Raw genomic sequence first — 23,630 nt, 5'->3', positions numbered from 1 at the left:
GGATCATCGGGTATGCAAGGGGCGGCAACCCGGAATCGGGGGTTTGCCGGCGCGCCGGTGGCGCGCCGCAGCAGCAGCATGTGAAGGACGAACACAGTGGCATCTGGCGTTGTGAAGTGGTTCAACTCGGAAAAGGGCTTCGGCTTCATCGCTCAGGACGGGGGAGGGCCGGACGTGTTCGCCCACTACTCCAACATTTCCGGCAACGGCTACCGCGAGCTCCAGGAGGGTGAGCACGTCACCTTCGAGGTGACGCAGGGCCAGAAGGGCCCGCAGGCGGAGAACATCGTCCGCGGCTGATCTCCGGCCGGCCTGCCGCACCGGCAGGGACCGTTTCAAGCGGGGTCGCTCCCTTCGGTAGGGAGCGACCCCGTCGCGTCTCACGGTGTCACGCCGGGCCCTGCCGCCCTCGGGCCGCGGTCTCAGGTACGTGCCGCCTCAGGATGGGGCTTTCTCCCGATGAGGTGACCCGGCTCGTGACCCACGCTCTCTGAATGACCGGAAAAGCCGGTCGGTGAGCAGCGGTGGGAGTGGTGGGACGGTGGCGGTCGCGCGGTGGACGGGAAGGGCCATGTTCGGCGGGTTGCCCCGGGGCTTCTGGTGGCTGTGGTCGAGCACGCTCGTGAACCGGCTGGGCACCTTCGTCTATCCGTTCCTGACCCTCTACCTCACGCTCGACCGTGGCTTCTCCGCCACCGCGGCCGGACTGGTCGTCTCGTGCTTCGGCCTGGGCTCGGTCGCGGGCTCGCTGGCCGGCGGCGAGCTGAGCGACCGGCTGGGACGGCGGGCGACCATGGCCGGGTCCTACGTCGTGACCGCGGCCGTCACGGCCGCGCTGGCCGTGACCACGCAGGTGGCCGCCATCGCCGTGCTGACGTTCCTCTTCGGCGCCGGCAGCTCCGCACCGCGCCCCGCGCTCTCGGCCATGATCTCGGACCTCGTGGGCCCGGAGGACCGGCAGCGTGCCTTCTCGCTGAACTACTGGGCGGTGAACATCGGCTTCGGTCTGTCCTCCGTGATGGCCGGGTTCCTCGTGCGGGCCGACTTCGTGTGGATCTTCATCGGCGACGCGGCGACGACGCTGGCCTGCGGACTCATGGCGTGGCTGCTGCTGCCGGAGACGCGTCCGGCGGCGAAGGACGCGGGGGCGGCGCCGGCGGACGATGCGGGCTCGGCGCCGGCGGGCGGAACCGCTGCCGGGCGCGGCCTCGCCCCGGCCCTCCGCGATGGGCGGCTGCTCGCCCTGACCGCCGTGGCCTTCGCACTGTGGACGTTGTTCCACCAGGGTGTGACCACCCTGCCGGTGGCCATGGAGGCCCAGGGGCTCAGCACCCGCACGTACGGCCTGGTGATCAGCCTCAACGGCCTGGTGGTCGTGCTGCTGCAGATCCCGCTGACGCGGTGGCTGCGTGGCCGGCGCCCCGGCCGGCTGCTCGCCGGGGCCGCCCTCCTGTTCGCCGCCGGGTTCGGGGTGACGGCCTTCGCCGGGGAAGCCGCACTGGTCTACGGGCCCGGTGTGGTGGTCTGGACGGTCGGCGAGATGGTGTTCGCGCCCACCTCCGCGGCCGCGGTCGCCGACATGTCCCCGTCGCATCTCAGAGGCCGCTATCAAGGCGTCTTCGGCTTCGGAACGGCTGCCGCGTCCTTCGTCGCGCCGATCGCGGGCGGCATCGTGCTCGACCGCGCCGGCGGCACGGTGCTCTGGGCGGGTTGTGCGGCCGTCGGTCTGCTGGCGGGCTGCGCCTTCCTCGTGCTCAGGCTCGGCGGCGGTCCCGGGAGCCGTCAGGCGCGCCCGGAGGACGACGCCGGGCGTCCACGGGCGACCCGCCTGCGCGGCACCGTCGGCACCTGAGCCGGGCACGCGCGGCCGCGCGCCCCATTCCTGCTCCGTCCTCGTTCCATCCCCCTGGAGGTTCCCTTGTCGATCATCGCCGCCGTCGAAGCGCTCAACTTCGGTCTCGACCACCTGGCCGCGGCCGCCCGGCGCCGCGGCCATGAACTGGTACTGCTCACCGCCGACCGGTCCCGCTATCTGCACGAGCTGGCACAGGCCGAGCCGGGCACGGTCACGGTGGTCGACGTGGACACCGAGGACGCCGGCCGCGTGCTGGCGGAGCTCCGCGCCATGCCCGGCGTGGCCGGGGTGCTGCGGATGGTGGACACCGTCAGCGACCAGGCGATACAGGTCGCACGCCAACTCGGGCTGCCGCACTCCGACCCCGCCGCGGTGGCGCTGCTGCGCGACAAGGGCGGCTTCCGCGACCATCTGCGCCGCCACGGCCTGACCCGGGCGCGCAGCCACGTCTTCGACCCTGCCACGGCGACGACGGACGACCTGGTCCCGTCGCTGGACTTCCCGTGCGTCGTGAAGGACGTGGCGGGGGCCGGCAGCCGCGATGTGTGGCTGGTCCGGGACAAGGAGGAGCTCACCGACGTGCTGGCGGCGGCCCGGCGGTCCACGTCCCTGGGCGGCCGGCATCTGATGGCCGAGACGTACCTGATCGGCCCCATGTACAGCGCGGAGACCCTGACCTGGGACGGGCAGACGCGCCTGCTCGGTGTCAGCAGTCGCACGCTGTCCCCTGAGCCCCACTTCCGTGAGGAGTCGGGCTCGTTCCCCGTCGCACTGCCGGACGCGCTGGAGGCGGAGATCAGGGACCACGTGTCGCGGGTGCTGGCCTCGGTGGGCTACGGGCACGGTTTCACCCACACGGAGTTCATCAGGACCGCCGGCGGAGTGGAGATCGTGGAGGTCAACCCCCGTCTCGGCGGCGTGGTGATCGGGGAACTCATGCGCCGCGCCGCCGGACTGGACGTCCACCAGGCGCTCGTGGAGATGGCGCTGGGCGAGCGCCCCGCCCTCATGGACCTGGTCCCGTCGCCGCCCACCGGCGCGGCGGCCGTGGCCCTGTACGCACCGGAGCCCGGTGTCGTCGCGTCCGTCGAGGGGGCGGCGACCCTGGCGAGCCACCCCGGGAGCCCCCAGCTGTACCCCGTCCAGGACCGGGGGGCGCGGATCGCGACGACCGCCGACCAGCGCGGGCTGGTCTCCATCGTCCTGGCCGAGGGGGAGACGGCCGAACTGGCCCTGCACCACGCGTGGTCGGCCGCGGGCAAGATCCGGGTGCGGATGGAGACCGGGGGAGGCACCGCCTGAGGATCGGCCGCCACCAGGCCGCCACCTGGCCACACGAGCAGGCCGCGCGGGCCGCGCGGGCCGCAAGGGATCCTGCCGCGCCATCGGTGGGTCACCGGGCCCGCCCCATGCCCCGTGCGATGATCGATTGTGTGAAGGATGTCATGGTCAGCCCCGTTTTCATCGGTCGCGACGAGGAGATGGCCACGCTCACGCGGGCGCTCGTCGACGCGGCCGCGGGCGAGCCCCGGATGGTGCTCATCGGCGGTGAGGCCGGGGTGGGGAAGTCACGGCTGGCCGACGAACTGGGGGAGGCGGCCCGGAGCCGCGGGGCCCTCGTCGCGGTGGGCGGCTGCATGGAGATGGACGCGGAGGAGGTGCCGTTCGCCGCGCCTCTGGCGGCGCTGCGGTCCGCACTGCGCCAGGCGTCCGGGGGGCCCGCCGACGAGGGCGGCGCGTTCCCGCCGGCCGACCTGCCGGCCGAACTGTCCGGGATCTTTCCCGAACTGGGGTCAGGGGTCCCGCGCGGGCACGACGGCGGCGCGCCGCCCCCAGCGCCGCACGGCGCTGTCCGGCTGTTCGAGCTCGCGCTCGGGCTGCTGGAGCGGCTGTCGGCGGAACGCGTTCTGGTCCTGATCCTGGAGGACCTGCAGTGGGCGGACGCCTCGACCCGGCAGCTGCTGCTGTATCTGTTCCGGTCGCTGCGGTCCGGCCGGGTGCTGATCGTCGGCACCTACCGCTCCGACGACGTGCACCGCCGCCACCCGCTGCGCCCGTTCCTCGCCGAGGCCGCTCGGCTGCGCCACCTGATCCGCATCGACCTGCCGGCCTTCACGCGGAACGAGGTGAGCGCACTGGTGGCGGCGCTCCAGGGCGCGCCGGCGGATCCGCCGGTGGTGGACCGGATCTTCGAGCGGTCGGACGGCAACGCCTTCTTCGTGGAGGAACTCGTGCACGCCGCGCAGACGGGGCCGGGCCCCCGGCTGAGCGAGTCCCTGCGGGATCTGCTGCTCGACCGGGTGCACGCGCTGCCGGACGCGGCGCAGGAGGTCGTGCGGATCGCCGCGGTCGGCGGCGGTGCCGTGCCGCACGCGCTGCTGGCGGCCGTCGCCGGACTGCCGGAGGAGGAGCTGATCGAGGTGGTGCGCGTGGCCGTCGACGCCCAGCTCTTCCAGCCCACGGCGGACGGCTACCGGTTCCGCCATGCCCTGGTGCGTGAGGCGGTGACCGACGAGGTGCTGCCCGGCGAACGCGTCCGCTGGAACCGCCGCTGCGCCGAGGTCCTGGAGGCCGATCCCTCACTGGTGCCGCCGGAGGAGTACAGCGCCCGCCTCGCGGGCTGCTGGGCCGGGGCGCACGAGCCGGCGAGGGCGTTCACCCACTACGTGACAGCGGCCGCCGAGGCCAGGGGGCGCTACGCCTACTCGGAGCAACTGCGCCTGCTCACCCGGGCGATGGAGCTGTGGCAGACGGTTCCGCCGGAGGCCAGGGACACCCTGCGGATCCCCGGAACCCCGTTCACGCAGAACCCCGCGGTCGCCGCCGGGGCGAGCGGTTACGTCTACGCCGATCTGCTGGCCGAGGCGGCGGTGGCCGCACGGCTCGGCGGTGACCGCGAGCGGGCGATGGCCATCTGCAAGGAGGCGGGAGCCCTTCCCGGCCCGCAGGTCGACCCCCTGCGCCGCGCCTGGTTCTGGACCGAGCGGGCCCAGCTCGTACAGGACCTCGGGCTCGGCGACGGCAAGAGCGAACTCGACCGTGCCCAGGACCTGGTGCGGGATCTGCCGCCGTCCGCCGTGCACGCCGAGATCCTGGGCAGCATCGCCGCCTGGGGGGCGCGGCATCAGCCGGGCCCGGACAGCATGCGGGCCGCGGAACGCGCGGTCGGCTACGCCCAGGAGGTCGGCGACGCGTACGGCGAACTCGATGCCCGGGTCACACGCGCCTGGCTGCTCACCGGCACCGACCGGTTCGAGGAGAGCGTCACCGAACTGTGCCACGTGCTGCGCCGGGCGCGGGAACTGGGCGATGTCGCGGTGATCGGCCGGGCGTGCATCATGCTGCCGTCGGTGCTGGAGGGGCTGGGCCGGTCCGTTGAGGCGCTGGCCGCGGGGGACGAGAGCGCTCGGCTCTGCCGCGGTCTGGGCCTGACCAACGTCGAGGCGTGGGTGCACAGCAACCGCGCGCTGTCGCTGTTCTCGCTCGGACGCTGGCCCGAAGCGGCGGCCGCGACCGACGAGGCGGCGCGGCTGGCCCGGTCCCGCAAGGCCCGCGGACTGGTCGCGGCGCTCAGGGCGGAGCTGGGGTCCGTGTCCGGCGACCTCGGGTCGGCGTCGTGCCAACTGGCGGCCGCGCGCGAGCTGTTCGGCACGCAGGACCCGCAGCCGCAACTGGTGATCGGACTGGCCACCGTGGCTGTCCGCATCGCCGCCAGGGAAGGCCGATTGGCCGATGTCCGGCGGGAGCTGTTCACCGTGCTGTCCGGCGGCCTTCCGCCCGCCACCGAGCGGTACTCCCTGCGGCTGCTGTACGTCGCGGCCGCCGCCGAGGCGGACGCCTGGGCGCCGGGCACGGACGCCGAACGCGATCGGGTCCTGGCCGCCCTCCGCGCGCAGACGGACGCGATTCCCCCGAGGGTCCCGGTGTGGCGGGCCCACCGGCTCATGATCGAGGCCGAACTCGCCCGGGCCGCGGGAGACGCGGGCCCCGAGGCCTGGGCGCGGGCCCTGGAGGCGCTGGCCGGTCTGGAGCGCCCGTACGAACTCGCCGTGGCCCGCAGCCGGTGGGCCGCCCGCGCGCTGGCCGTCCGCACCCCGCGCCCGAACGTCGTACCCGTACTGGACCAGGCGTGGGAGAGCGCCCGGTCACTGGGTGCCCGGCATCTGCTGGGCGACATCGAGGCCCTGGCCGGACGCGCCGGCATCACGCTGCAGCGGGGCGAGGGGCCGCCGGATACCGCGAGTCCCGCCGCCGCCTCACCCGGCACCGATGCCGCACCGGCCACCGGTCTGGAGGGACTCACGGCCCGGGAGGCGGAGGTCCTGCGGCTGGTCGCCCGCGGCTACAGCAACGGCCGTATCGCGGAGACCCTGTTCATCTCGGCGAAGACCGTGAGCACGCACGTGTCGAACATCCTCGCCAAGCTCGGCGTCACGAGCCGCACCGAGGCCGCCGCCCTCGCCCACCGCGTCGGCTTCGTCGACCCCTGAGGGCCCCGTCCGCGAACCGACCGCGGGGCGGCAGGGCAGTGACGGGCAGGGGTGGGGGTGTGACGGCAGGGGGCTCGTGTCCCACGGGCGTCACGGTTGGGCAACCGCCGCGTCGGCGAGGCCGGGGCGGCCGGGTGAGGGTCCGCATCATGGTGCCGGAGGGGACGGCAAAGGGGGGACGCAATGGAGTTCACGGTCGAGCGGTCATTGAGGAGACGCGGGACGTGGTGGATGGGCTGGGGCCTTGTCGCGCTGACGGGCGCGCTCGTGTGGCTCATCGGGTCCCTGGGCGGCGACGTCTCCGGCCCGGCGGGGGTGGCGGCGGTATCCGCGTGGGCGGTCTGGCACGGGTGGAGGGAACTCCACAAGGCGCGGCGGCCGTTCCGGCTGCGGATCGACAGGTACGGGATCACGCTGCACGACGCCGCACTGTCCTGGGAGCAGATCGACGCGGTCGCCCTGTGGCACGCCGCGGTGGACAGCGACACCACGCCGCCCGCGCCGCGGCTGGTGCTCTGGACGGCGCCGGGCGTGATGCTGCCGCGCAAACAGGAACGCACCTACGACGGCCGGAACCGCTACACCCTCGTGGACTGCGCGGACCTGGACCAAGGTGTCCCGCAGCTCACAGCCGCGCTCGCCGACCATGCCGGCGCCCGCTTCGAGACCGCGCCGCGCGCCGTACGGCTGCCGATCCCGGTGACCGTCGCCGGGCCCGAATCGAGCTTCCCCGGCGGGGAGCGTACCTTCACGGCCGACGAGGGCGCCGGCCGGCGAATGGCCGTGTGGACGATGCTTGCGCTGCTGTGCAGCGCCGTGTTCACGTCACTCTACGTGTACCTGCTCTCCCATCCCGAGAAGGCCGACTACGAAGCCGGAACGGGGATCCCCCTCACGGTGTTGGTGCTTGCCGCGGTGGTCTTCTGGATCCAGGCGCGTTCCTCCTACGTCCGCTGGCGCAAGCCCTTGCGGCTGAGGATCGGGGCCGCAGGCATCGGCATGCGCGAGGTGGCCGGTGAGGAGCGGTACTTCCAGTGGGCGCACATAGCCGACGTCACGGTCCGGCGGCAGCCGCTCAGCCCGGGCCTTCAGCCCCGCCTCACGGTGTGGCCGCTGCCGGGCACGCACGCCGGCGACCATCCCAGCCACCTGTCCGACGGCCACCGCGCCTACGTCCTGGACCGGCTGGACCGGCTGCCGGGGGGCATGGAAGCGGTCGTGCCGGTGCTGCGGGCGTACGCGGGGGAGCGGTACGCCGAGACGGCGTGAGGCGTGGGCCGCCGGTGAAGGGGTTGCTGCCGCCGACTGATGGCGGCAGGAACGTGCGGTATCCGCCCGAGTCAATTCCCCGCGTGGCCGTCAGGCTTCGGGCAGAGCCGCCAGGCCGTACTTCTTGAAGAGGTCGAGCATCGGGCCCTGGAAGCGCTCCGGTCCCCATGCCGGCACCTGGATGCCCGGCTCAGGGATGTCGCCGCCCTCCAGGAACAGCCCTTCGGAGCCACCCGGAGTGTAGAAGAACAGCATATGGGCCGTATGGAAACCAGTGTTCTTGAATCGGTGACGCGTCTCCCGCGGGCAATGGACCAGGTCGCCGGGACCTGCGGTGAAGACGCTGTCCCCATTGAGAAATTCAAGTTCGCCGGAGATGAGGAAGAACGTCTCGTCCTGGTCGGCGTGGGTGTGAGCCACCGGTCCACCGCCTGGCGGAACCCAAGCCTCAACCACTCCCAAGGAACCGGCAGTTTGATCGGCCGTCAGTTTTATCGAATACACATCCCCCGAGAACCACTTGACGACGCCGTCCGCGGACGGCACGTGTATCCCGCCCGCCTTGGCGTCACTTGACGGGCTCTGCGTAATTTCGAACGTCATGGCACCTACTCATAGAGATTACCGTTGACCTGCGTACGGGCCGCCTGTCTGCACAGCGTCCACTCTGGGCCAACCCGCCGGAGACGTCTTTCATGGCAGCGCACGCTTCTTGTCCGCTGACGCGCGGTCCGGCCGGCTCGCCCGCGGCAGGCCGAACTACGGGCAGCGGCTCCTTGAAGCGGTGGATCACGGGGCGGTGATCGCGTAGTGCATCGATCCGTCGCCCATTCGGCGCATCAAGGGGCGCCGATCTGCCGACCGGCCACCAGACGCCCTCGGCCCTGGCCGGCGAGGCGCCGGTTGATCAGCCGAACCCTGTTGGTGACCGGATCGGTTCGGTAAGTGGTCGGCAAGGCGAGGTCGGGGACGAGCGCATCGGGCCGGCGCCTTGCTTGCTGCGGGCTGCGCCGATCCGCGTGGCGGCGTACTGGCAGGGCGGTGAGACTGGGGAAAGCAGCGCCTGAAGAGGGTGGGCCATGACAACCGTCGAAGAAGTCATCGAGATCGCGGTCCCGGTGCGTACCGCGTACAACCAGTGGACGCAGTTCAAGAGCTTTCCGCGGTTCATGCCGGTGGTGAAGCGGGTCGAGCAGATCAATCCCGCGGTCACCCGCTGGGTCATCGGGTTGGGCCCGGTGCGCCGCGAATTCAAGGCGGAGATCGTGGAGCAGGAGCCGGACTCGCACCTGGTCTGGCAGAGCCTGGAGCGCAGCCCCTACCACCGGGGCAAAGTGTCGTTCCGCTCCATGGCGCCGGACCGTACCGAAGTGACCGTGCGGATCCAGGCCGCGCGGCGCGGGCTCACGGACACCGTCACGGATGCCTTCGGCGTCACCCGTCGTGTCCTGCGCACTGAGCTCCGCAACTTCAAGGAGTACATCGAGGGCGTGGGGGAGGAGAGCGGGGCCTGGCGGGCGTCCATCCACAACGGGCATGTCCAGCCGGTCGAATCGGAACCCCCGCGGAGCCGGGTCCCTCGGTGGCCCGTCGGTTGAGTGATCCGCGTACGAGAGAACGAGAGACGCACGTCATGAAGAAGGCACCCCGGGAAGAGCCGGATGAACAGCTCAGTGTCACGCCGCCCAAGAAATGGGCCGCGGGGCTGCCCGCGGTGCGGCACGCGCTGGAGTACTCCCTCGAGGAGACCTCCGTCGCACGTACCGGGGTGACGCTGCTGACCATGAACCAGGTGGACGGTATCGATTGCCCCGGATGCGCCTGGGCGGACCCGGCTCCCGGCCACAGGCACCGCAACGAGTACTGCGAGAACGGCGCCAAGCACATCAACGACGAGGCGACCAAGCGCCGCATCACCGCCGGCTTCTTCCGCGAGCATTCGGTCTCCGAGCTGGGACGGCGGTCGGATCTGTGGCTGAACCAGCAGGGCCGGCTCACCGAACCGATGGTCAAGCGACCGGATTCGGACTACTACGAACCGATCAGCTGGCGGGACGCCTTCGAGCTGGTCGCCACGGAGCTCAAGTCGCTCGACTCGCCCGACGAGGCGGCCTTCTACACCTCGGGCCGGGCCAGCAACGAGGCCGCCTTCGTCCTGCAGCTCTTCGCCAGGGCCTTCGGCACCAACAACCTGCCCGACTGCAGCAACATGTGCCACGAGTCCAGCGGCACCGCCCTGCACGAGACCCTCGGCACGGGCAAGGGAACGGTGAGCCTGGACGACCTGCACCACGCCGATCTGATCTTCCTGGTGGGGCAGAATCCGGCAACCAACCATCCGCGGCAGCTCTCCGCACTGGAGGAGGCCAAGCGCAACGACGCCCGCATCATCGCGGTGAACACGCTGCCGGAAGCCGGATTGCTGCGGTTCAAGAACCCGCAGAAGCCAAGCGGCGTGATCGGACGCGGCACCCAGATCGCCGACCGGTTCCTGCACATCCGCAGCGGCGGCGACCTCGCCCTGTTCCAGGGCCTGAACCGGCTGCTGCTGGAGGCGGAGGACGCCCAGCCGGGCCGCGTACTCGACCACGACTTCATCCGCTCCAGCACCAGCGGATTCGAGGAGTTCTCCCGGCACGCCCGCACCGTCACCTGGGAGCAGGTCCTCAGCGCCACCGGACTGACCCGCGAGGAGATCGAGGACGTCCGGGACGAGGTTTTGCGCAGCAAGCGCGTCATCGTCTGCTGGGCCATGGGAGTGACGCAGCATCGGCACGCCGTCCCCACCATCCGGGAGATCGTCAACTTCCTGATGCTGCGCGGCAACCTCGGCAGGGCCGGAGCCGGCGCCTGCCCGGTGCGCGGGCACAGCAATGTGCAGGGCGACCGCACGATGGGCATCTGGGAGAAGATGCCGGACTCGTTCCTGGACGCGCTGCAGAAGGAGTTCGGTTTCGACCCGCCGCGTGCCCACGGCCTGGACTCGGTGAACACGATCAAGGCCATGCGGGAAGGCCGCATCAAGGTCTTCCTCGCTCTCGCAGGCAACTTCGTCCGGGCGGCGCCGGACAGCGCGGTCACCGAGGACGCCATGCGGCGATGCCGCCTCACCGTCCATATCTCCACCAAACTCAACAGGTCCCATGCGGTCTGCGGCCGGACGGCACTGATCCTGCCGACCCTGGGCCGCACCGAACGGGACGTCCAGCCCTGCGGCGAGCAGTTCGTCACCGTCGAGAACTCGATGAGTGAGGTGCACACCTCCCGCGGGCGTCTGGAACCGGCCTCCAAACTGCTGCTCAGCGAGATCGCCATCCTGTGCCGGCTCGCCCGCCGCACCCTCGACGGCAAGGGTGACATCCCGTGGAAGCAGTTCGAGACCGACTACGGGACCATCCGGCACCGGATCGCGCACATCCTGCCGGGACTGCACGACTTCAACCGGCGAGTGGTCCGCCCGGGCGGCATCAGGCTGCCGAACCCGGTCAACGAGGGGGTCTTCGCCACCGCCACCGGCAAGGCCATGTTCACCAGCAACGCCTGGGACATGCCCCGGGCCCCCGAGGGTCACCTGCTGCTGCAGACGTTGCGCTCCCACGACCAGTGGAACACCATCCCCTACACGGACAACGACCGCTACCGGGGAATCCATGGAAGCCGTCGGGTGGTGCTGGTCAACCCCGCGGACCTGACCGAACTCGGACTTGCCGAAGGGCAGTCGGTCGACCTCGTCAGCGTGTGGGCCGACGACGTGGTGCGCCGCGCCGAGGGCTTCCAGGTGGTCCCCTATCCCACGTCGCTGGGCTGCGCCGCCGCGTACTATCCCGAAACCCAGGTCCTGGTCCCGCTGGAAAGCGTGGCCGAGTTCAGCAACCAGCCGACCTCGAAGAGCATCGTCGTCCGTCTGGAGCCCGCCGGCCTCCGCCCGGCCCCCTCACCACAGTGATCCGGCGCGGTTCGGCCAGGGCGGACGTCGAGCGTCGCCCGACGCCGAACCGTCAAGCGGGTCGCGGCTCATGGCGTCCCAGCGGCAACGTCGTCCAGCTCGCCGTCCGCCTGCGCCTGCGACTCGTACCACCGGATCTTCCCGTGCAGGTGCTGCTGCTGGTCGAGATGTCGTAGAGCAGGCCGATGCGCTCGTGGGCAGCCCTGAGTGGCTCGCCGCCATCGACGGTATCCGCGATGTCCTCACCAGCGGCGGCCGTACCCTCTCCCAGGGCGCGCTGGCCTGGCTGTGGGCGCGCAGCCGGGCGACGATCCCGATCCCCGGTTTGCGGACCGTCGCCCAGGTCGAGGAGAACGCGGCGGCCCTCGCCCATGGCCCGCTGACCTCGGACGAGTTCGCGCAGGTGGAGAAGCTGCTCGCCGGCGTCCGGTAGCCCGGTGTCCCGGTCCGCCCATTCCTCGCCGTGAATGGGTGGAATACGGCGTAAGCGAGTCGGGTGACGCGGAGAGCGGGGCGGAGAGGGGGCCGTTAGCCTGAGCTGACCAGGAGCCCGGCGACATCAGGAGCTATACGTGGCGAGGCTGGGAGCGTGGAAGTCGGTGGGGAAGTGGAGCCGCCTGCTGCCTGCCGTCCTGCTTCTGCTCGCCGCGTTGATCGACCTCAGTACACCCCCCACCGTCAGCGCTGCGGCTCTCTATGCGGCTGCGATCTTGTCGGCCGCTCCTCTGCTGTCTCTGCGAGGCACTGTTCTCACCGGGGTGTTTGCGCTCTTCGTCGACTGGATGATGTTCCGGTATTTCGGCTATCGCTGGAGTGCCATCGCGATCAGTGAGCTGATCATGGTTGCGACAGTGACCGTGATCGCGGGCTTCCTCAATCGCGTTTTGTACCACCGGAAAATGCAGCTGGAGTCCGCACGTGACATTGCGGCGGCAGTCCAGCGTGCTGTCCTGCCACGCCCTCCGGACAGAATCGGCCCTCTGCGCTTTGCCGCACGCTACGAGGCTGCTCGGCTGGATGCGCAGATCGGCGGGGACCTCTACGCAGTGGTCGATACTCCGTTCGGCGTGCGCTGCGTGATCGGTGACGTCCGTGGCAAGGGGATGGGGGCGGTCAGGGCGGTGACGGTCGGCATCGGGACTTTTCGAGAGGCGGCCCGGCACGAGCCCACCCTGTCCGGTCTTCTGGAACGGCTGGAGCAAGCCGTCGTCCTGGAGGCTCAGCAGTCGGGGAACCTGACGGAGCTCGAGGGGTTCATCACATGCGTACTGGTCGAGTTCCCTTGGCGGAGCAACGAAGTGCGGTTGATCAACCGCGGCCACCCAGCGCCGTTGCTGATCCTGGGAGACACGGTGCAGTACGTCGAGCCCAGTAGACGAGGTTTACCCCTGGGCTTGGGGGCACTCGACGCCGGCTCTGGGTGCATCGATTCGATGACGTTCCCCGACGGGGCCACTCTGCTGCTCTACACCGATGGACTCACCGAAGCACGGGACGAGACGGGCACCTTCTACGACCCCACCAGCACGTGCACCGAACACCGCTACGACGGCCCGGATGATCTTCTTGATGCTCTCCTTGCCGACCACAGCAGGCACACCGGCGGCCAGAGGGCAGATGACACGGCGCTACTGGTCATCACCCATGCGCCCAACAATTCATGACCCAGACCCTCCGCAGCCGGCCACTCGCGCGTTGCCGCGGCTGCCTGGTGACGGGTGTCGGTCACCGGGCAGCCGTGGCGGTGGGCCTTCAGCCGGCAGCGTGCCGCTGACTGGCGCGGCGTCAGAGCCTGCCGCTCAGCATTTGTTCCTCGTTGGGGATCGCGCCGCCGAAGCGGCGGTCGCGGGAGACGTACTCCATGCAGGCCCGCCACAGGTCGCGGCGGTCGAAGTCCGGCCACAACACGTCCTGGAACACCATCTCGGCGTAACTGCTCTGCCAGAGGAGGTAGTTGGAGGTGCGCTGCTCGCCGCTGGGCCGCAGGAAGAGGTCGACGTCCGGCATGTCCGGGTAGTACAGGTACTTGGCGAAGGTCTTCTCGTTGACCTTGTCCGGGTCGAGTTTGCCGGCCGCGATGTCCCGGGCCAGTGCCTGGGCGGCGTCGGCGATCTCGGCCCGGCCGCCGTAGTTGACGCAGAAGTACAGCGTCATGGCGTCGTTGTCGACCGTCTGCTCCTGGGCGATCTGGAGCTCCTGCACGACTGACTTCCACATCTTCGGCATCCGCCCGACCCAGCGGATCCGGATGCCCAGTTCGTTCATCTCGTCGCGGCGGCGGTGGATGACGTCCCGGTTGAAGTTCATCAGGAAGCGCACCTCGTCCGGCGACCGCTTCCAGTTCTCGGTCGAGAACGCGTAGAGCGAGAGGTTCTTGACGCCGATCTCCAGGCAGCCCTTGAGGACGTCCAACACCACGCCCTCGCCGACCTTGTGCCCCTCGGTGCGGGGCAGGTTCCGCTCCTTGGCCCAACGGCCGTTGCCGTCCATCACGATCGCGACGTGCTTGGGGATGAGCTCGCCGGGAAGTTTCGGTGCCCGGGAGCCCGACGGGTGGGGGTCCGGAGTCCGGTACGAGGTTCGGTTACGGGCCGTGATCCCGCGGGGTGTTGGTGCCATTGTCTGTCGATCCTTGCTGTGTTGTCTGCTGCTGCTGCGCTGCGGGTCTGGGTGTTGAGCGGCGTGGGCGTGGGCGCGGCCGGCCGGGTGCGGTCGGTGGAGGACGTACTTCAGGGGATGAGGAAGGCCAGTGCGGTGGCCGCGCCCAGGGTTGCGCCGGCGAGCGTCTGGGCGGTGGTGTGGTAGGTCAGCACGACCCGGGACCAGCACACCGCGGCTACGAGGAGGTAGGCGCATGTCCACCATGGCGAGTGCACGACCGAGAGGATCGCCACGACCGAGGAGGCCACCGCCGCGTCCACGCTGATCTTCCAGACGGTGTTGACGGCCAGGAGGACGACCGTCATGGCCCATGCGGCGATCATGGCCGTGATGACGTCGGGCGGTGCGTGGCCGAGTGACATCACGATGATTCCCACGCCGATCGAGCTGAGGATCACGAAGAAGATCGGCGCGCGTTGCGTACGGTCCACGACGTGCCGGTCGCCCCAGGTGCCCCGCTTGCGGTGCCACTCGACGTACGAGGCAGGGATGATGCCCGCACACAGTCCCCCGAGCAGGCCCCACGGGATTCCCGTCCAATTGCCGGCGGCGGCCTGGCTGACCGCGACCATGCCGACCATCAGCACATTGCGGGGCTGTAGAACGTTGGTGACGGTTCGTGCTGCCCGGGTGACGGTTCCAGGCGGCCGGTGAGGCGCGGCGCTCCGCGTTGTGTCCACGGGTTCGTGGTTGCTGGCAGCCGCGGGTGCCGGGTCCGCTGCGGGAGTGTCCGTGGGCATGGGGCTCTTCTCCGGTGATGAGGTGTCTTCGATCGTCACCCGCCTCACGCGCACCGCCGGGTCCGCCGTGACAAGCACGGCGCGTGTCGGGTTGAGGCGGGACGGTGAACCGTCGCGGTTGGCCTCCGCGCCCCTGGGCCACCCCTGCGGCAGCCGTTGTGCTGTGAGGTACAGCGGCTGCTGCCAGTTCGGGCAGGGAGCCACGGTCGGTTTGCCGACCTCGTCGAGCTCCCTCAGATCATCTTTGGTGTGTCGATCAGATTTGGCTCGCTGTCCAGGGCGAGTCCGATCAGTTTCTCGGATTCCTTATAGCCGAGACCCCCGAGGAAGCTCCACGGCGGTTTTCCGGCACCGCCGAAGGTCATGGTATCGAGAGCGACACGGGAGACGAATACACCGGTGGAGCCGAGTTGGCTGTATTGCACGCGTTACCCCTTCAGGTTTTCCGAGGTTCCGGAATGCGTCAACCGTACACCATGTTCGACAGCGTGTATGATCGGCACCGGAACGACGGAGAGCCGGAAGATCAGTAAGGGTGGACCGCGTGGCACGGCGGGTGGGCCTGGCATCCAATGGCGCGACGGCTGCGTGCCGCGGGGCGCCACGCACTGCCTCTGACACCGCCCGGACTGGACGGGTGCGGCGAGCCGTCAACCTTCCGGATGGCCGACGCGGTCCGTCACATCGTCGACGAGATCGTCAGGCGCGACCCTTAACAACGTGACCCCGGCGGCGCACAGTTGGGGCGGATATCCCGTGACGGGTGCGGCCCACCGACTAGCCGGCCGCCTCTCCAGAAAGAATCTACGTCAATGCTCTCGCGGCTCGCCGGATTTCTCCGTGCCCTTCCCCTTGGAGATGGTGCGGCAGATCCCCGTGCACGATGCCTCCGAGGAGCCGCAGAATCCGGTGAGCGATCTGTTGGTCCCTCGGCCCGGGCACTGCATTCTGGATCCGCACGACCTGCCGTCACTTACCGGTCCCGACATTCCGGCGGTCTACATCATCTCCGATGACGACCGCGGCATTCCCCGGCCCGGAGAAGTGGTCGCCCGGCGGCTGAATGTCGAGCCCGTCATGATTCCGGGCGCCACGATGCCATGCCTACCCGGCCCCGCGACATCCTCGGGTGTCAGCCGACCGGCGGTGGCTCCTGACGCACTGAAGCTCTGCCACGGTCCAGGCGCGGACGGCTCGCGATGTCGGGTTGGACGTCACGCGCTCGGTGGTGACCGCTGTCAGGCAAGCCGCTGGCTCGGGCCGCGTCGTCTGCTGGAACGCCGTGCACTCTGATTTGGAGCACCACAACACCCGCAGCCTGCCGACCAGTTCGGTCACCGACTGCGGCGAGGTCGCGCCGGTGGTTGCCCGCCCGGCCGAACAGTCCAAGAACTACCGCTACTCCACCAACCACCAGGTCGTCATCGACGCCGGCAGCCGCCTGGTTGTCGCGGTTGGCCGACCGCTGCCGGGCAACCGGCACGACAGCCGGGCCTGGGCCGAGTCCGGCGCCAAGGCCGCCGTCGGCAACACCACCACGATCGCCGACGGCGGCTACGCGGGCACCGGCCTGGTGATGCCGCACCGCCGCCGCCCGGGCGAGGCGCTTCCCGACTGGAAGCAGGCCCACAACAAATCGCACAAGCAGGTCCGCGCCCGCGTCGAGCACTGCTTCGCCCGCATGAAGACGTGGAAGATCCTCCGCGACTGCCGCCTGCGCGGCGACGGCGTCCACCACGCCATGCTCGGTATCGCCCGCCTACACAACCTTGCTCTCACGGGATAGCTCCTGCCGCATATGGGACCTGAGAGGTCCACGGGCGACGGCTCCCCACGTCGCAGCCTGGAGGAGATTCAGGCGAGGCAGAACTCGTTGCCCTCGATGTCCTGCATCGTGATGCACGACTCGTTGACGCCATCGGCGCGCTGCGTCAGCACGTGTTTCGCGCCGAGAGCCATCAGCCGTGCGCATTCGGCCTCGAGTGTGGCCAGGCGCTCGTCACCCACGAGCCCGGCGCCGGCCCGCACACAGAGATGCACCCGGTTCTTGACGACCTTGCCTTCGGGAACTCGCTGGAAGAGCAGGCGTGGACCCACACCGGAGGGATCAGTGCACGCGAAGTAGATCTCATCCTCAGGCGGCAGCGAGCGGTGGTACTCCTCCCACGTGGCAAAGCCCTCCGGGACCGTCGGTACGACGTACCCCAGCACCTCGCACCAGAAAGCGGCGAGGCGCGCAGGTTCCGCGCAGTCGAAGGTCACTTGGAACTGTTTGATCGTTGACATCGGCGCACGATAACAGAGGCCCTGCTCATCTCCCTGGGTGGGTAGGTCCGCACGTTGTCGGGAGGAGGGCCCCCGCTGTCCGCTGCTGTGTCGTGCGGTCCCAGGGGTGAACCAAGGCCGGTGCCTCCCCCAAAACGGGGGATCTGGGATGCGATCCCGGCCAGCCACTCTCGTGCTGCCAAAGATCAGTTACGGGACAACCCTTAGGACAGCGGCAGACCACCAAGGCCCGTCCGTCCGACGCCGCGAGGCGAGAACGTCATCGGTCCCAGCCATCCCTGGCGGACGAGGGCGACCTGGGAGGGCAGCGGTGACACCGGGTCGATTGCCCTCCCGCGGGCCCAGTTCTCAAACAGCCCCTCGGTCGTCTCGACGGCTGACACCACCATGGTCACCTTCAGGTCCCCGTTGCCCCAGGTGTTCCACAGTGCCCAGCCCTCCGACCTGGGTTCGACGCCGATCCGTGCACACACGTCCTCGTACGCTTCGTCCATCCCGGCGGGCATGGCCCCGGGCTTCAACACCGAGGCTCCGACGAGGCGGACCCGAGGCCGGTCCTCCTCCAAGCAGCCATCGCCCTCGAAGTGGTAACGGCGTAGAGCCCGAGCTAGCGCGTTCACGCTGCGCTGGAGTGGTGTCGCCTCTTCCGGGTCCGACTGGAACGAGAGCCATCCTTCGTTGGATGCTTCCACGCTGACGCGGTTGGCGAGGCGCTCGATCTCCCGGAGATAGTCCAGGTCGCTGAGCTCGGGTGAGGCCATGACCCGAAGTTTCGCACCATGCAGCCGGCGCCGACACAGGTTATCGATCTGGCGTGCAGCACCCCGCGCACCGCACTTCCAAGTGACACGCTCCAGCACCGGCCGCAGACATCCGGCGCGGGCACGGCCGGCTGTGACAAGGGCACCCGCGCGGTGTCCGGCTCAGGTACCGCGACGGCTTCCGTTGGATCGCATGCGCGGGGACCCGGTGCTGCCAGGTCCCCGCTGAGCCTGGGACCGTTACGGCATGGTCAGGGTGGCGAGGGGGTGTTGGTGGGCGTCGAGGAGGGTGACGCTGTGGAAGTAGGAGTGGGGCGGCACCGGGAGGGGCCGGGGAACGGAGGTCGTGGCGTACCAGGCGCCCCAGCCCGGATGTCCCGGCAGCCGCACGACGGTGCCGGTGACCGTGCCGTCGTCGGTGACGACCTTGACCGTGGCCGCGCTGTTCGGGCCGACGTACACCCCGGACAGGAAGTACTGGTCGCCCACCGTTTCGGCCTGCAGCGACACGTTGGGCTCGCTGAGATCGATGTTGCCGTCCACCACGCTGCGGAACTGGCCCTCGGGCATATCAGGCGTGGTCCAGTGCTTACCGTCCTTGGTCAGCCACAGCTCCACACCGGGCGCTGCCTGAATCCGCTCACCGGGCCTGACGATCCGGGCGGTCGCGGGCTTGGTGGCGAGAGCGTGGGCGGTGACGCTGGTGTGAGCCGCCTTGGCCGGTGCCTTGGTCGGTGCCTTGACCGAAGCCTGAGTGGGCGTCAGCGCGTGTGCCATGGTCGGCGCCCCTATCAGTGCCGCCGCCGCCACCGTGGCGGCCAGGTACTTCTTCGTTCGGGTCATCGTGGAGGTTCCTCGCAGTCAGGTCGATGTCCAGCACGGGAGGCGTATCGCGCCCCTCCACACCCCCAGACCACCATCTGTCACGGATCAGTTGTCAGACCCCGTGGTTCTCCAAAACGTCCTGGCGATCCGCGTCGCCCGGCCACGCGATCGGCCACCCCCAGGTCCGTAGGGGAGTCAGCCTGCCGACTTGGGCTGGAGTGCGGCTGAGACGGTGTCGAAGATGCCCCAGTAGCCGGAGGCCCAGTTGCCGTCCGGCAGCCCCGTTCGGGTGCGCACGTGGGTGAAGGCCTCGACATCCACCCAACCCTGGAAGTCGCCGTGGTCGTCGATGACCTGAAGCATCGGGCGGGGGTGTGAGTTGTACCTGTAGCAGGGCTGACCCTGAGCCAGATACCGGCACCAGTACTCCTCCGTGTTGCGTCGCCCCCCGCCCAGCTCCCCGATGTAGCGCACTCGGTCCTTGTCCGTGCCGGCGCAGCTGGTGTCGCGCTGGAGCCATCCCATGCACGGGCTGCCGGCGCAGAGCCTCCACGGGTTCGAGGCGGCACCGAAAAGCCAGGCGCCACCCGATCCCTCACGTCCCACGATGCCCGTCCGGGTGTCCGGGTCGGCCGATGACGCCTTGGCCACGACGAAGGCGCCCCTGTACGGCTGCGCGTTGTAGCGCGGATCGGTGACCAGCTGGTTCATCGTGGCCCGGCTCGTGCCTTCCAGCGATGCGTTGCTGCCATAACCGATGCCAAAGTTGGCCGTGTAGCTGGAGAAGGTGCCAGGGGCGGGGATCTCCACGTCGTTTCCGTAGGCCCCGTAGTACGTCGGGCTGGTGATACGGGCCGCTCTCCCGCCGACAAGTCCGGTCCGCAGGTTCCAGTACTCGGTGAGCGGCTGTGCGAGCGGGGTCCCGGTGGCGTCCTTGGCCCAGGTCACGGCGAGCCGTCCGTCGTCCGTGTAGCCGAAGTTGCCCTGGAGGCAGCCCGGCGGGTCACCGGCGAACCCGTCGACCGTCCGTACGGCGCACGTGGGAACATCACCGCCGCAGTCAGCGGTCATCGCAGCCACCCGCGTCGGTTGGTCCCGCTGGTGCCACGTCCAGTGGCTGCTGGTCACCGTGCCGTTCGTTCTGAAGACGTAGTACCCGAGCCGTACCCAGTTGCGGTGGTCGTTCCTCGACGCCAGATCCATGTACCCGACGGAGACCACCCAGTTCGCCTTGCCCCCGGGTAGGGGCGTCACCTCCTTCGCGGGGATGGCCGGGCTCGTGTCCCACGGACACGTCACCTCCCGCGTCGAGTGCGCCGTATCGCCCTTCTGGGGGTAGGCGGCGGCGCCCGTCACCCGGTGCGGCGATCGCCAGGGCGCCATCCCCTCGCGTGCAGGCTTCCGCATCGCGACCGGTCGCGCTCCATCGGCCTCCGACGCCGTTCCGGCCGCGGGCACGAGCAGCGCCAGCAGCACGACGGCGCCGGTCAGGCGGAGAACGGATTTGTTGCGGACTTCCGGCATCGGGCACCTCAGGGGGGCGAGCAGCGCAATCGCAGCGTCACCCCGATTCCCCCCGGCCCGCAGGTTCTGCTGCGCCGATCGGGCCCGGTCAGCGAGGAGTCCTACGCCCGGCGATCCTCCTGGGCCAACGCGCCGCCACCGTCTTCGGCTGCCGCCATCGCCTCGTCGGCGAGTCGCAGCAGCTCGGCCAGGGGCAGTGACCCGGCCGGCCGCCGCTCGCGCGCGAAGGTGGTGGCGAGCCGTTGCAGCAGCTCGTTCAGCGGGGTCGGGACGCCGTGCAGCCGGCCGAGCAGGGCGATCTCGCCGTTGAGGTAGTCGGCCTCGATCGTGCCCGTGCCGCGGGTGAGGGACTGCCAGGAGGATCCACCGCCCCCGTCGTTCCATCGCACCTTGTCGCCGCGCACCTCCTGCTGTTCTTGTGCGCTTGTGTACGGGATCCCGGCGGCCCTGAGCACCGACTCGCCCTCCGCGCGCACCCGCTCGTACAGCCGCCACGCCTGCTGCCCGGCGACCGGCCAGCTCAACGCGTTGATCGCGTTGCCGAGGTTGCCCAGCAGCTTGGCGTACTGCCAGCGCGCCACGTCCGGAACCACCGGAGCCTCGAAGCGGGCGGTCTCCAGGTCGGCGGCGATCCGGCGGGCGGTGTCGTCCACGCCGTGGGGGTGGCGCCCGAGGTGCAGGATGCCGGTGAGCGGCGCGCCGGACGCGGAGACGACACCCGGTTCGACGAAGGTGGACGGCAGCCAGACGCAGACGCCGTACACACGGCGGAAGCGGCGCAGGGCGATCCGCTGGCTCTCCACGCCGTTCTGCGCGCACACCACCGGCAGCCGTTCCCCGGCCGTGCCGCCGCCCGCCACGGGCGCCAGGCCCCAGGTGTCCAGCGCCGCCTGGCAGTCCTGTGTCTTGACGGCCAGCACGAGCACGTCGTCCGCGCGCAACTCGCCCAGCGCGTCCGGGCCTTCGACGACAGACAGCCGGTGGACGCGTTCGCCGTCCGGCGTGCGGAAGCGCAGTCCGGACGCCTCCAGCGCGGCACGGTGCTCGCCCCGCGCGACCAGGACCACCTCGTGCCCCGCCTCAGCCAGCCGCGCCCCGATGGAACCGCCGATCGCTCCCGCGCCGATGATGATGTAGCGCGTACCGCGGCCTGCGCCGGTGTGGGAGCCGTCCAGATCTCGAAGAGTGGTGTGCTTCATGATCGCTTTCTCGGGGTCGGGGATGGGCCGTCCCCAGCAAACGTCGTTTCGCCGGCCCGTGGCAGTGCCTGGTCTTCCAGGTAACGCCAGTACCTGCCTCGTCCCAGGCACCCCGCCGCGGAACGTCCGCTCAGCGGACCGAGCGCGCCGCCTTCTCGATGATGTCGGCGACGTCACCCGGGTGGGACACGCTCGGGGCGTGGGACGAGTGGAGCTCGACCACGTGGGACTGGGCGCGTTCGGCCATGAAGAGCTGGGCCGCACGGGGGATGTTGAGGTCCTCCCCGGTCACCAGGGCCCAGGAGGGGATCGTCCGCCACGCGGGCTCGCCGGAAGCCTCCTCGAGCGCGGCGGCGGCGACGGGGCGCTGGGTGGCCGCCATGAGGTGAGTGGTGTAGGGGTGGACGTCGGCGGCGAACTGGTGGTGGAACTTCTCCTGGTCGATGTAGAGGTCGACGCCCTGGGAGCCGTCGGGCAGGGTGAACGGCACAGGCCGCAGCGCGTCGCCGAGCGAACTGCCCGGGAACTTGCCCGACAGCTCGATGGCGCTCTCACCCTTGTCCGGCATGAAGGCCGCGATGTACACCAGCGCCTTGACGTTGTCGGAACCGTAGGCGGCATTGGTGATCACCGACCCGCCGTAGGAATGTCCGACGAGGATCACCGGCCCGTCGATGCTCGCCAGCAGGCTCTTGACGGAGGCGGCGTCACTGGCCAGTCCGCGCAGCGGGTTCGCCGCGGCCACCACGGGGTAGCCGTCCCGCTGCAGCTTCTTGATGACGTCGTTCCAGCTGGAGGAGTCGGCGAACGCACCGTGGACGAGGACCACGGTCGGCTTGCGGTCGTGCGAGGAGCTCGCGCCCTTGGTGGCGCCCGCCGGAGCCACCGCCACGGCGAGGAGACCGGCGGCAACGGTCACCGTGGCCATGAGGGAGAGCGGGGTCCGGAGGTTCCGGTACGGGAAATGACGAGTCACAACAAGCCCTTTCGAAGTAAGTGATGGGTGTTCAGCCGTGTCCCGGCGCGAGGACAGGCAGTGGGGGCGGCAGTGCTCTGCCGCACGAAGGCGGTTCGAAGGCATCCGGGGGAGTGGCGCGTGAATGTGGCCTGCCGTCACACCAGACGCGTCTGACGCTCCGTCAAACGTGACGTCTCGCGCCCACCAGGGCACCTGCCGGACCGGGCAGGACAGGTCAGGTCAGGTCAGTCAGGTCAGGTCAGGGGTGGAGGATCCGCCGAACTTCCACCCCTGCTCGACGAAATCATCGCCGAGGCCCGGACTCGTCCCGGCACCATCAGGACGTCACCCGGACCAAGTACCTCAGTGGCCCGCCCGGTGGCGGACCGACGTCACTCGGCCCGGGCGGGAAGATGGGGCCGGAATGCCGGAAGCCGTCATGGCCGGGGGGCCCGCAGGTGTCGTCGTGCGGCCAGCTCCTCCGCGCTGACCACGGTCAGAATCGGGGTGCCCGGCGCCGCGAACATGGTCACCACCAGCTGCGACTGCGCGTCCGGCAGGTTGTTGGCGCCCTGGTAGTGGATCACGTCGCCCCCGGGCTCGAACAGGGCGTCACCGGCCTTGAGTACCCGGGGCGGCTGCCCCTCCAGCTCGAAGAGGATCTCACCCTGCGTCACGTAGCCGAAGAGCGGACCGGGGTGGCGGTGCGGCGGAGCGCCGGGGTCACCGGGCTGCAGGGTGACGCGAATGGTCCTTGCCTCGGCGCCGGCCGGGATCCGGGCCGCGGCCTCCGGCAGTGTCGCGATCATCTCGACGCCTGGGGGCAGGTGCGTGTGCTGAGCGCTCATCCATTCCTCCAAACAGGGGTTGTCCAGAGTGAGGACAAGACGGCCTTCTCGTTTGTGACAGCCCTGGGCGACGGCGAACTGCTCAGGGCCGGACCGCCTCACCCGGGGTATGAGTTCAGGTCAACTCCGTGGCTTGCTCGCGTCGGTCGCGACCTCCAGCCCCGACAGGGCCCCCGTGCCGCGCTAACGTCTGGCGCTGGCAAAAGCGCGTCATACGAGGCGGTCTGACGGAGAGAGTGCATCCCGGTGCCCGACCTCGGCGCGGGCT

At 70.0% G+C, this 23,630-nt stretch carries 21 protein-coding genes and 1 pseudogene; 11 read left to right on the top strand and 11 right to left on the bottom strand.

Going from position 1 to position 23,630, the window contains the following annotated elements:
• The first annotated feature begins 96 nt into the window (after positions 1–96).
• From ACFWVC_RS21640 to ACFWVC_RS21620, 5 genes are all read left to right on the top strand, one after another.
• Positions 97–300: a cold-shock protein gene (locus ACFWVC_RS21640; RefSeq protein WP_384288225.1), complete on the top strand. Its 204-nt coding sequence runs from the start codon at positions 97–99 to the stop codon at positions 298–300.
• Positions 301–571: 271 nt separating this feature from the next.
• Positions 572–1,852 carry an MDR family MFS transporter gene (locus ACFWVC_RS21635; protein WP_384288220.1) on the top strand — a complete coding sequence of 427 codons (1,281 nt, stop codon included), beginning with the start codon at positions 572–574 and terminating at the stop codon, positions 1,850–1,852.
• A gap of 66 nt (positions 1,853–1,918) precedes the next feature.
• Complete coding sequence (locus ACFWVC_RS21630; protein ID WP_384288218.1) at positions 1,919–3,157, top strand: ATP-grasp domain-containing protein; 1,239 nt, start codon at positions 1,919–1,921, stop codon at positions 3,155–3,157.
• A gap of 143 nt (positions 3,158–3,300) precedes the next feature.
• Positions 3,301–6,345, top strand: a complete 3,045-nt coding sequence (locus ACFWVC_RS21625; RefSeq protein WP_384288214.1) for an AAA family ATPase — start codon at positions 3,301–3,303, stop codon at positions 6,343–6,345.
• Between the two features lie 183 nt (positions 6,346–6,528).
• Positions 6,529–7,614 (top strand): hypothetical protein, encoded by a 1,086-nt coding sequence (locus ACFWVC_RS21620; protein ID WP_384288212.1) that lies wholly within the window; start codon positions 6,529–6,531, stop codon positions 7,612–7,614.
• A 90-nt stretch (positions 7,615–7,704) separates the two neighbouring features.
• Here ACFWVC_RS21620 and ACFWVC_RS21615 read toward each other — a convergent pair whose 3' ends face one another.
• Positions 7,705–8,217 (bottom strand): cupin domain-containing protein, encoded by a 513-nt coding sequence (locus ACFWVC_RS21615; protein WP_384288210.1) that lies wholly within the window; start codon positions 8,215–8,217, stop codon positions 7,705–7,707.
• Between the two features lie 476 nt (positions 8,218–8,693).
• Here ACFWVC_RS21615 and ACFWVC_RS21610 point away from each other — a divergent pair, with 476 nt between their 5' ends.
• From ACFWVC_RS21610 to ACFWVC_RS21595, 4 genes are all read left to right on the top strand, one after another.
• The gene (locus ACFWVC_RS21610) at positions 8,694–9,212 is read left to right on the top strand and encodes an SRPBCC family protein (RefSeq protein WP_384288208.1); all 519 of its coding nucleotides are present in this window, start codon (positions 8,694–8,696) and stop codon (positions 9,210–9,212) included.
• Positions 9,213–9,247: 35 nt separating this feature from the next.
• The gene (locus ACFWVC_RS21605) at positions 9,248–11,560 is read left to right on the top strand and encodes an FdhF/YdeP family oxidoreductase (RefSeq protein WP_384288206.1); all 2,313 of its coding nucleotides are present in this window, start codon (positions 9,248–9,250) and stop codon (positions 11,558–11,560) included.
• A 70-nt stretch (positions 11,561–11,630) separates the two neighbouring features.
• Positions 11,631–11,993 carry an aldo/keto reductase gene (locus ACFWVC_RS21600; RefSeq protein ID WP_384288204.1) on the top strand — a complete coding sequence of 121 codons (363 nt, stop codon included), beginning with the start codon at positions 11,631–11,633 and terminating at the stop codon, positions 11,991–11,993.
• 139 nt (positions 11,994–12,132) lie between these two features.
• On the top strand, positions 12,133–13,224 hold the full coding sequence (locus tag ACFWVC_RS21595; RefSeq protein WP_384288201.1) for a PP2C family protein-serine/threonine phosphatase: 1,092 nt from the start codon (positions 12,133–12,135) through the stop codon (positions 13,222–13,224).
• Positions 13,225–13,345: 121 nt separating this feature from the next.
• Here ACFWVC_RS21595 and ACFWVC_RS21590 read toward each other — a convergent pair whose 3' ends face one another.
• The 3 genes from ACFWVC_RS21590 to ACFWVC_RS21580 form a co-directional block, all read right to left on the bottom strand.
• Positions 13,346–14,179 carry an isoprenyl transferase gene (locus tag ACFWVC_RS21590; protein WP_384288198.1) on the bottom strand — a complete coding sequence of 278 codons (834 nt, stop codon included), beginning with the start codon at positions 14,177–14,179 and terminating at the stop codon, positions 13,346–13,348.
• A 110-nt stretch (positions 14,180–14,289) separates the two neighbouring features.
• Positions 14,290–14,802, bottom strand: coding sequence for a hypothetical protein (locus ACFWVC_RS21585; RefSeq protein ID WP_384288196.1), 513 nt, complete (start codon positions 14,800–14,802; stop codon positions 14,290–14,292).
• A 392-nt stretch (positions 14,803–15,194) separates the two neighbouring features.
• Positions 15,195–15,386, bottom strand: a complete 192-nt coding sequence (locus ACFWVC_RS21580; protein ID WP_384288194.1) for a hypothetical protein — start codon at positions 15,384–15,386, stop codon at positions 15,195–15,197.
• A 415-nt stretch (positions 15,387–15,801) separates the two neighbouring features.
• Between ACFWVC_RS21580 and ACFWVC_RS21575 the strand changes: the two genes are divergently transcribed.
• Positions 15,802–16,254, top strand: coding sequence for a hypothetical protein (locus ACFWVC_RS21575; protein WP_384288192.1), 453 nt, complete (start codon positions 15,802–15,804; stop codon positions 16,252–16,254).
• Between the two features lie 82 nt (positions 16,255–16,336).
• A pseudogene (locus tag ACFWVC_RS21570) lies at positions 16,337–16,747 on the top strand (transposase); the annotation flags it as partial.
• A gap of 68 nt (positions 16,748–16,815) precedes the next feature.
• Here ACFWVC_RS21570 and ACFWVC_RS21565 read toward each other — a convergent pair.
• The 7 genes from ACFWVC_RS21565 to ACFWVC_RS21535 all read right to left on the bottom strand — a co-directional run bounded on the left by ACFWVC_RS21565 (position 16,816) and on the right by ACFWVC_RS21535 (position 23,362).
• On the bottom strand, positions 16,816–17,247 hold the full coding sequence (locus ACFWVC_RS21565) for a VOC family protein (RefSeq protein ID WP_384288190.1): 432 nt from the start codon (positions 17,245–17,247) through the stop codon (positions 16,816–16,818).
• A 203-nt stretch (positions 17,248–17,450) separates the two neighbouring features.
• Positions 17,451–18,008, bottom strand: coding sequence for a hypothetical protein (locus tag ACFWVC_RS21560; RefSeq protein ID WP_384288188.1), 558 nt, complete (start codon positions 18,006–18,008; stop codon positions 17,451–17,453).
• Between the two features lie 240 nt (positions 18,009–18,248).
• Positions 18,249–18,851: a hypothetical protein gene (locus tag ACFWVC_RS21555; RefSeq protein WP_384288186.1), complete on the bottom strand. Its 603-nt coding sequence runs from the start codon at positions 18,849–18,851 to the stop codon at positions 18,249–18,251.
• A gap of 177 nt (positions 18,852–19,028) precedes the next feature.
• Entirely contained in the window at positions 19,029–20,357 is a 1,329-nt protein-coding gene (locus ACFWVC_RS21550; protein WP_384288184.1) for a hypothetical protein, read from the bottom strand.
• 101 nt (positions 20,358–20,458) lie between these two features.
• Entirely contained in the window at positions 20,459–21,556 is a 1,098-nt protein-coding gene (locus ACFWVC_RS21545) for a ketopantoate reductase family protein (RefSeq protein ID WP_384288182.1), read from the bottom strand.
• A gap of 130 nt (positions 21,557–21,686) precedes the next feature.
• Positions 21,687–22,484 (bottom strand): alpha/beta fold hydrolase, encoded by a 798-nt coding sequence (locus ACFWVC_RS21540; RefSeq protein WP_384288180.1) that lies wholly within the window; start codon positions 22,482–22,484, stop codon positions 21,687–21,689.
• A 467-nt stretch (positions 22,485–22,951) separates the two neighbouring features.
• The gene (locus ACFWVC_RS21535; RefSeq protein WP_384288177.1) at positions 22,952–23,362 is read right to left on the bottom strand and encodes a cupin domain-containing protein; all 411 of its coding nucleotides are present in this window, start codon (positions 23,360–23,362) and stop codon (positions 22,952–22,954) included.
• Positions 23,363–23,630 lie beyond the last annotated feature (268 nt).

The organism is Streptomyces sp. NPDC058691 (genome assembly GCF_042714775.1).
In the GTDB taxonomy this organism is placed as follows: domain Bacteria; phylum Actinomycetota; class Actinomycetes; order Streptomycetales; family Streptomycetaceae; genus Actinacidiphila.
The sequence above is the reverse complement of the archived record's forward strand: the minus strand, read 5'-3'. Positions and strand labels throughout refer to the sequence as shown.

Coding starts and splice junctions, on each gene's coding strand:
- ACFWVC_RS21635 (WP_384288220.1), top strand. CDS start 572: ATGTTCGGCGGGTTGCCCCGGGGCTTCTGGTGGCTGTGGTCGAGCACG.
- ACFWVC_RS21625 (WP_384288214.1), top strand. CDS start 3,301: ATGGTCAGCCCCGTTTTCATCGGTCGCGACGAGGAGATGGCCACGCTC.
- ACFWVC_RS21620 (WP_384288212.1), top strand. CDS start 6,529: ATGGAGTTCACGGTCGAGCGGTCATTGAGGAGACGCGGGACGTGGTGG.
- ACFWVC_RS21615 (WP_384288210.1), bottom strand. CDS start 8,217: ATGACGTTCGAAATTACGCAGAGCCCGTCAAGTGACGCCAAGGCGGGC.
- ACFWVC_RS21610 (WP_384288208.1), top strand. CDS start 8,694: ATGACAACCGTCGAAGAAGTCATCGAGATCGCGGTCCCGGTGCGTACC.
- ACFWVC_RS21605 (WP_384288206.1), top strand. CDS start 9,248: ATGAAGAAGGCACCCCGGGAAGAGCCGGATGAACAGCTCAGTGTCACG.
- ACFWVC_RS21600 (WP_384288204.1), top strand. CDS start 11,631: ATGGCGTCCCAGCGGCAACGTCGTCCAGCTCGCCGTCCGCCTGCGCCT.
- ACFWVC_RS21590 (WP_384288198.1), bottom strand. CDS start 14,179: ATGGCACCAACACCCCGCGGGATCACGGCCCGTAACCGAACCTCGTAC.
- ACFWVC_RS21585 (WP_384288196.1), bottom strand. CDS start 14,802: ATGGTCGGCATGGTCGCGGTCAGCCAGGCCGCCGCCGGCAATTGGACG.
- ACFWVC_RS21565 (WP_384288190.1), bottom strand. CDS start 17,247: ATGTCAACGATCAAACAGTTCCAAGTGACCTTCGACTGCGCGGAACCT.
- ACFWVC_RS21560 (WP_384288188.1), bottom strand. CDS start 18,008: ATGGCCTCACCCGAGCTCAGCGACCTGGACTATCTCCGGGAGATCGAG.
- ACFWVC_RS21555 (WP_384288186.1), bottom strand. CDS start 18,851: ATGACCCGAACGAAGAAGTACCTGGCCGCCACGGTGGCGGCGGCGGCA.
- ACFWVC_RS21550 (WP_384288184.1), bottom strand. CDS start 20,357: ATGCCGGAAGTCCGCAACAAATCCGTTCTCCGCCTGACCGGCGCCGTC.
- ACFWVC_RS21545 (WP_384288182.1), bottom strand. CDS start 21,556: ATGAAGCACACCACTCTTCGAGATCTGGACGGCTCCCACACCGGCGCA.
- ACFWVC_RS21540 (WP_384288180.1), bottom strand. CDS start 22,484: ATGGCCACGGTGACCGTTGCCGCCGGTCTCCTCGCCGTGGCGGTGGCT.
- ACFWVC_RS21535 (WP_384288177.1), bottom strand. CDS start 23,362: ATGAGCGCTCAGCACACGCACCTGCCCCCAGGCGTCGAGATGATCGCG.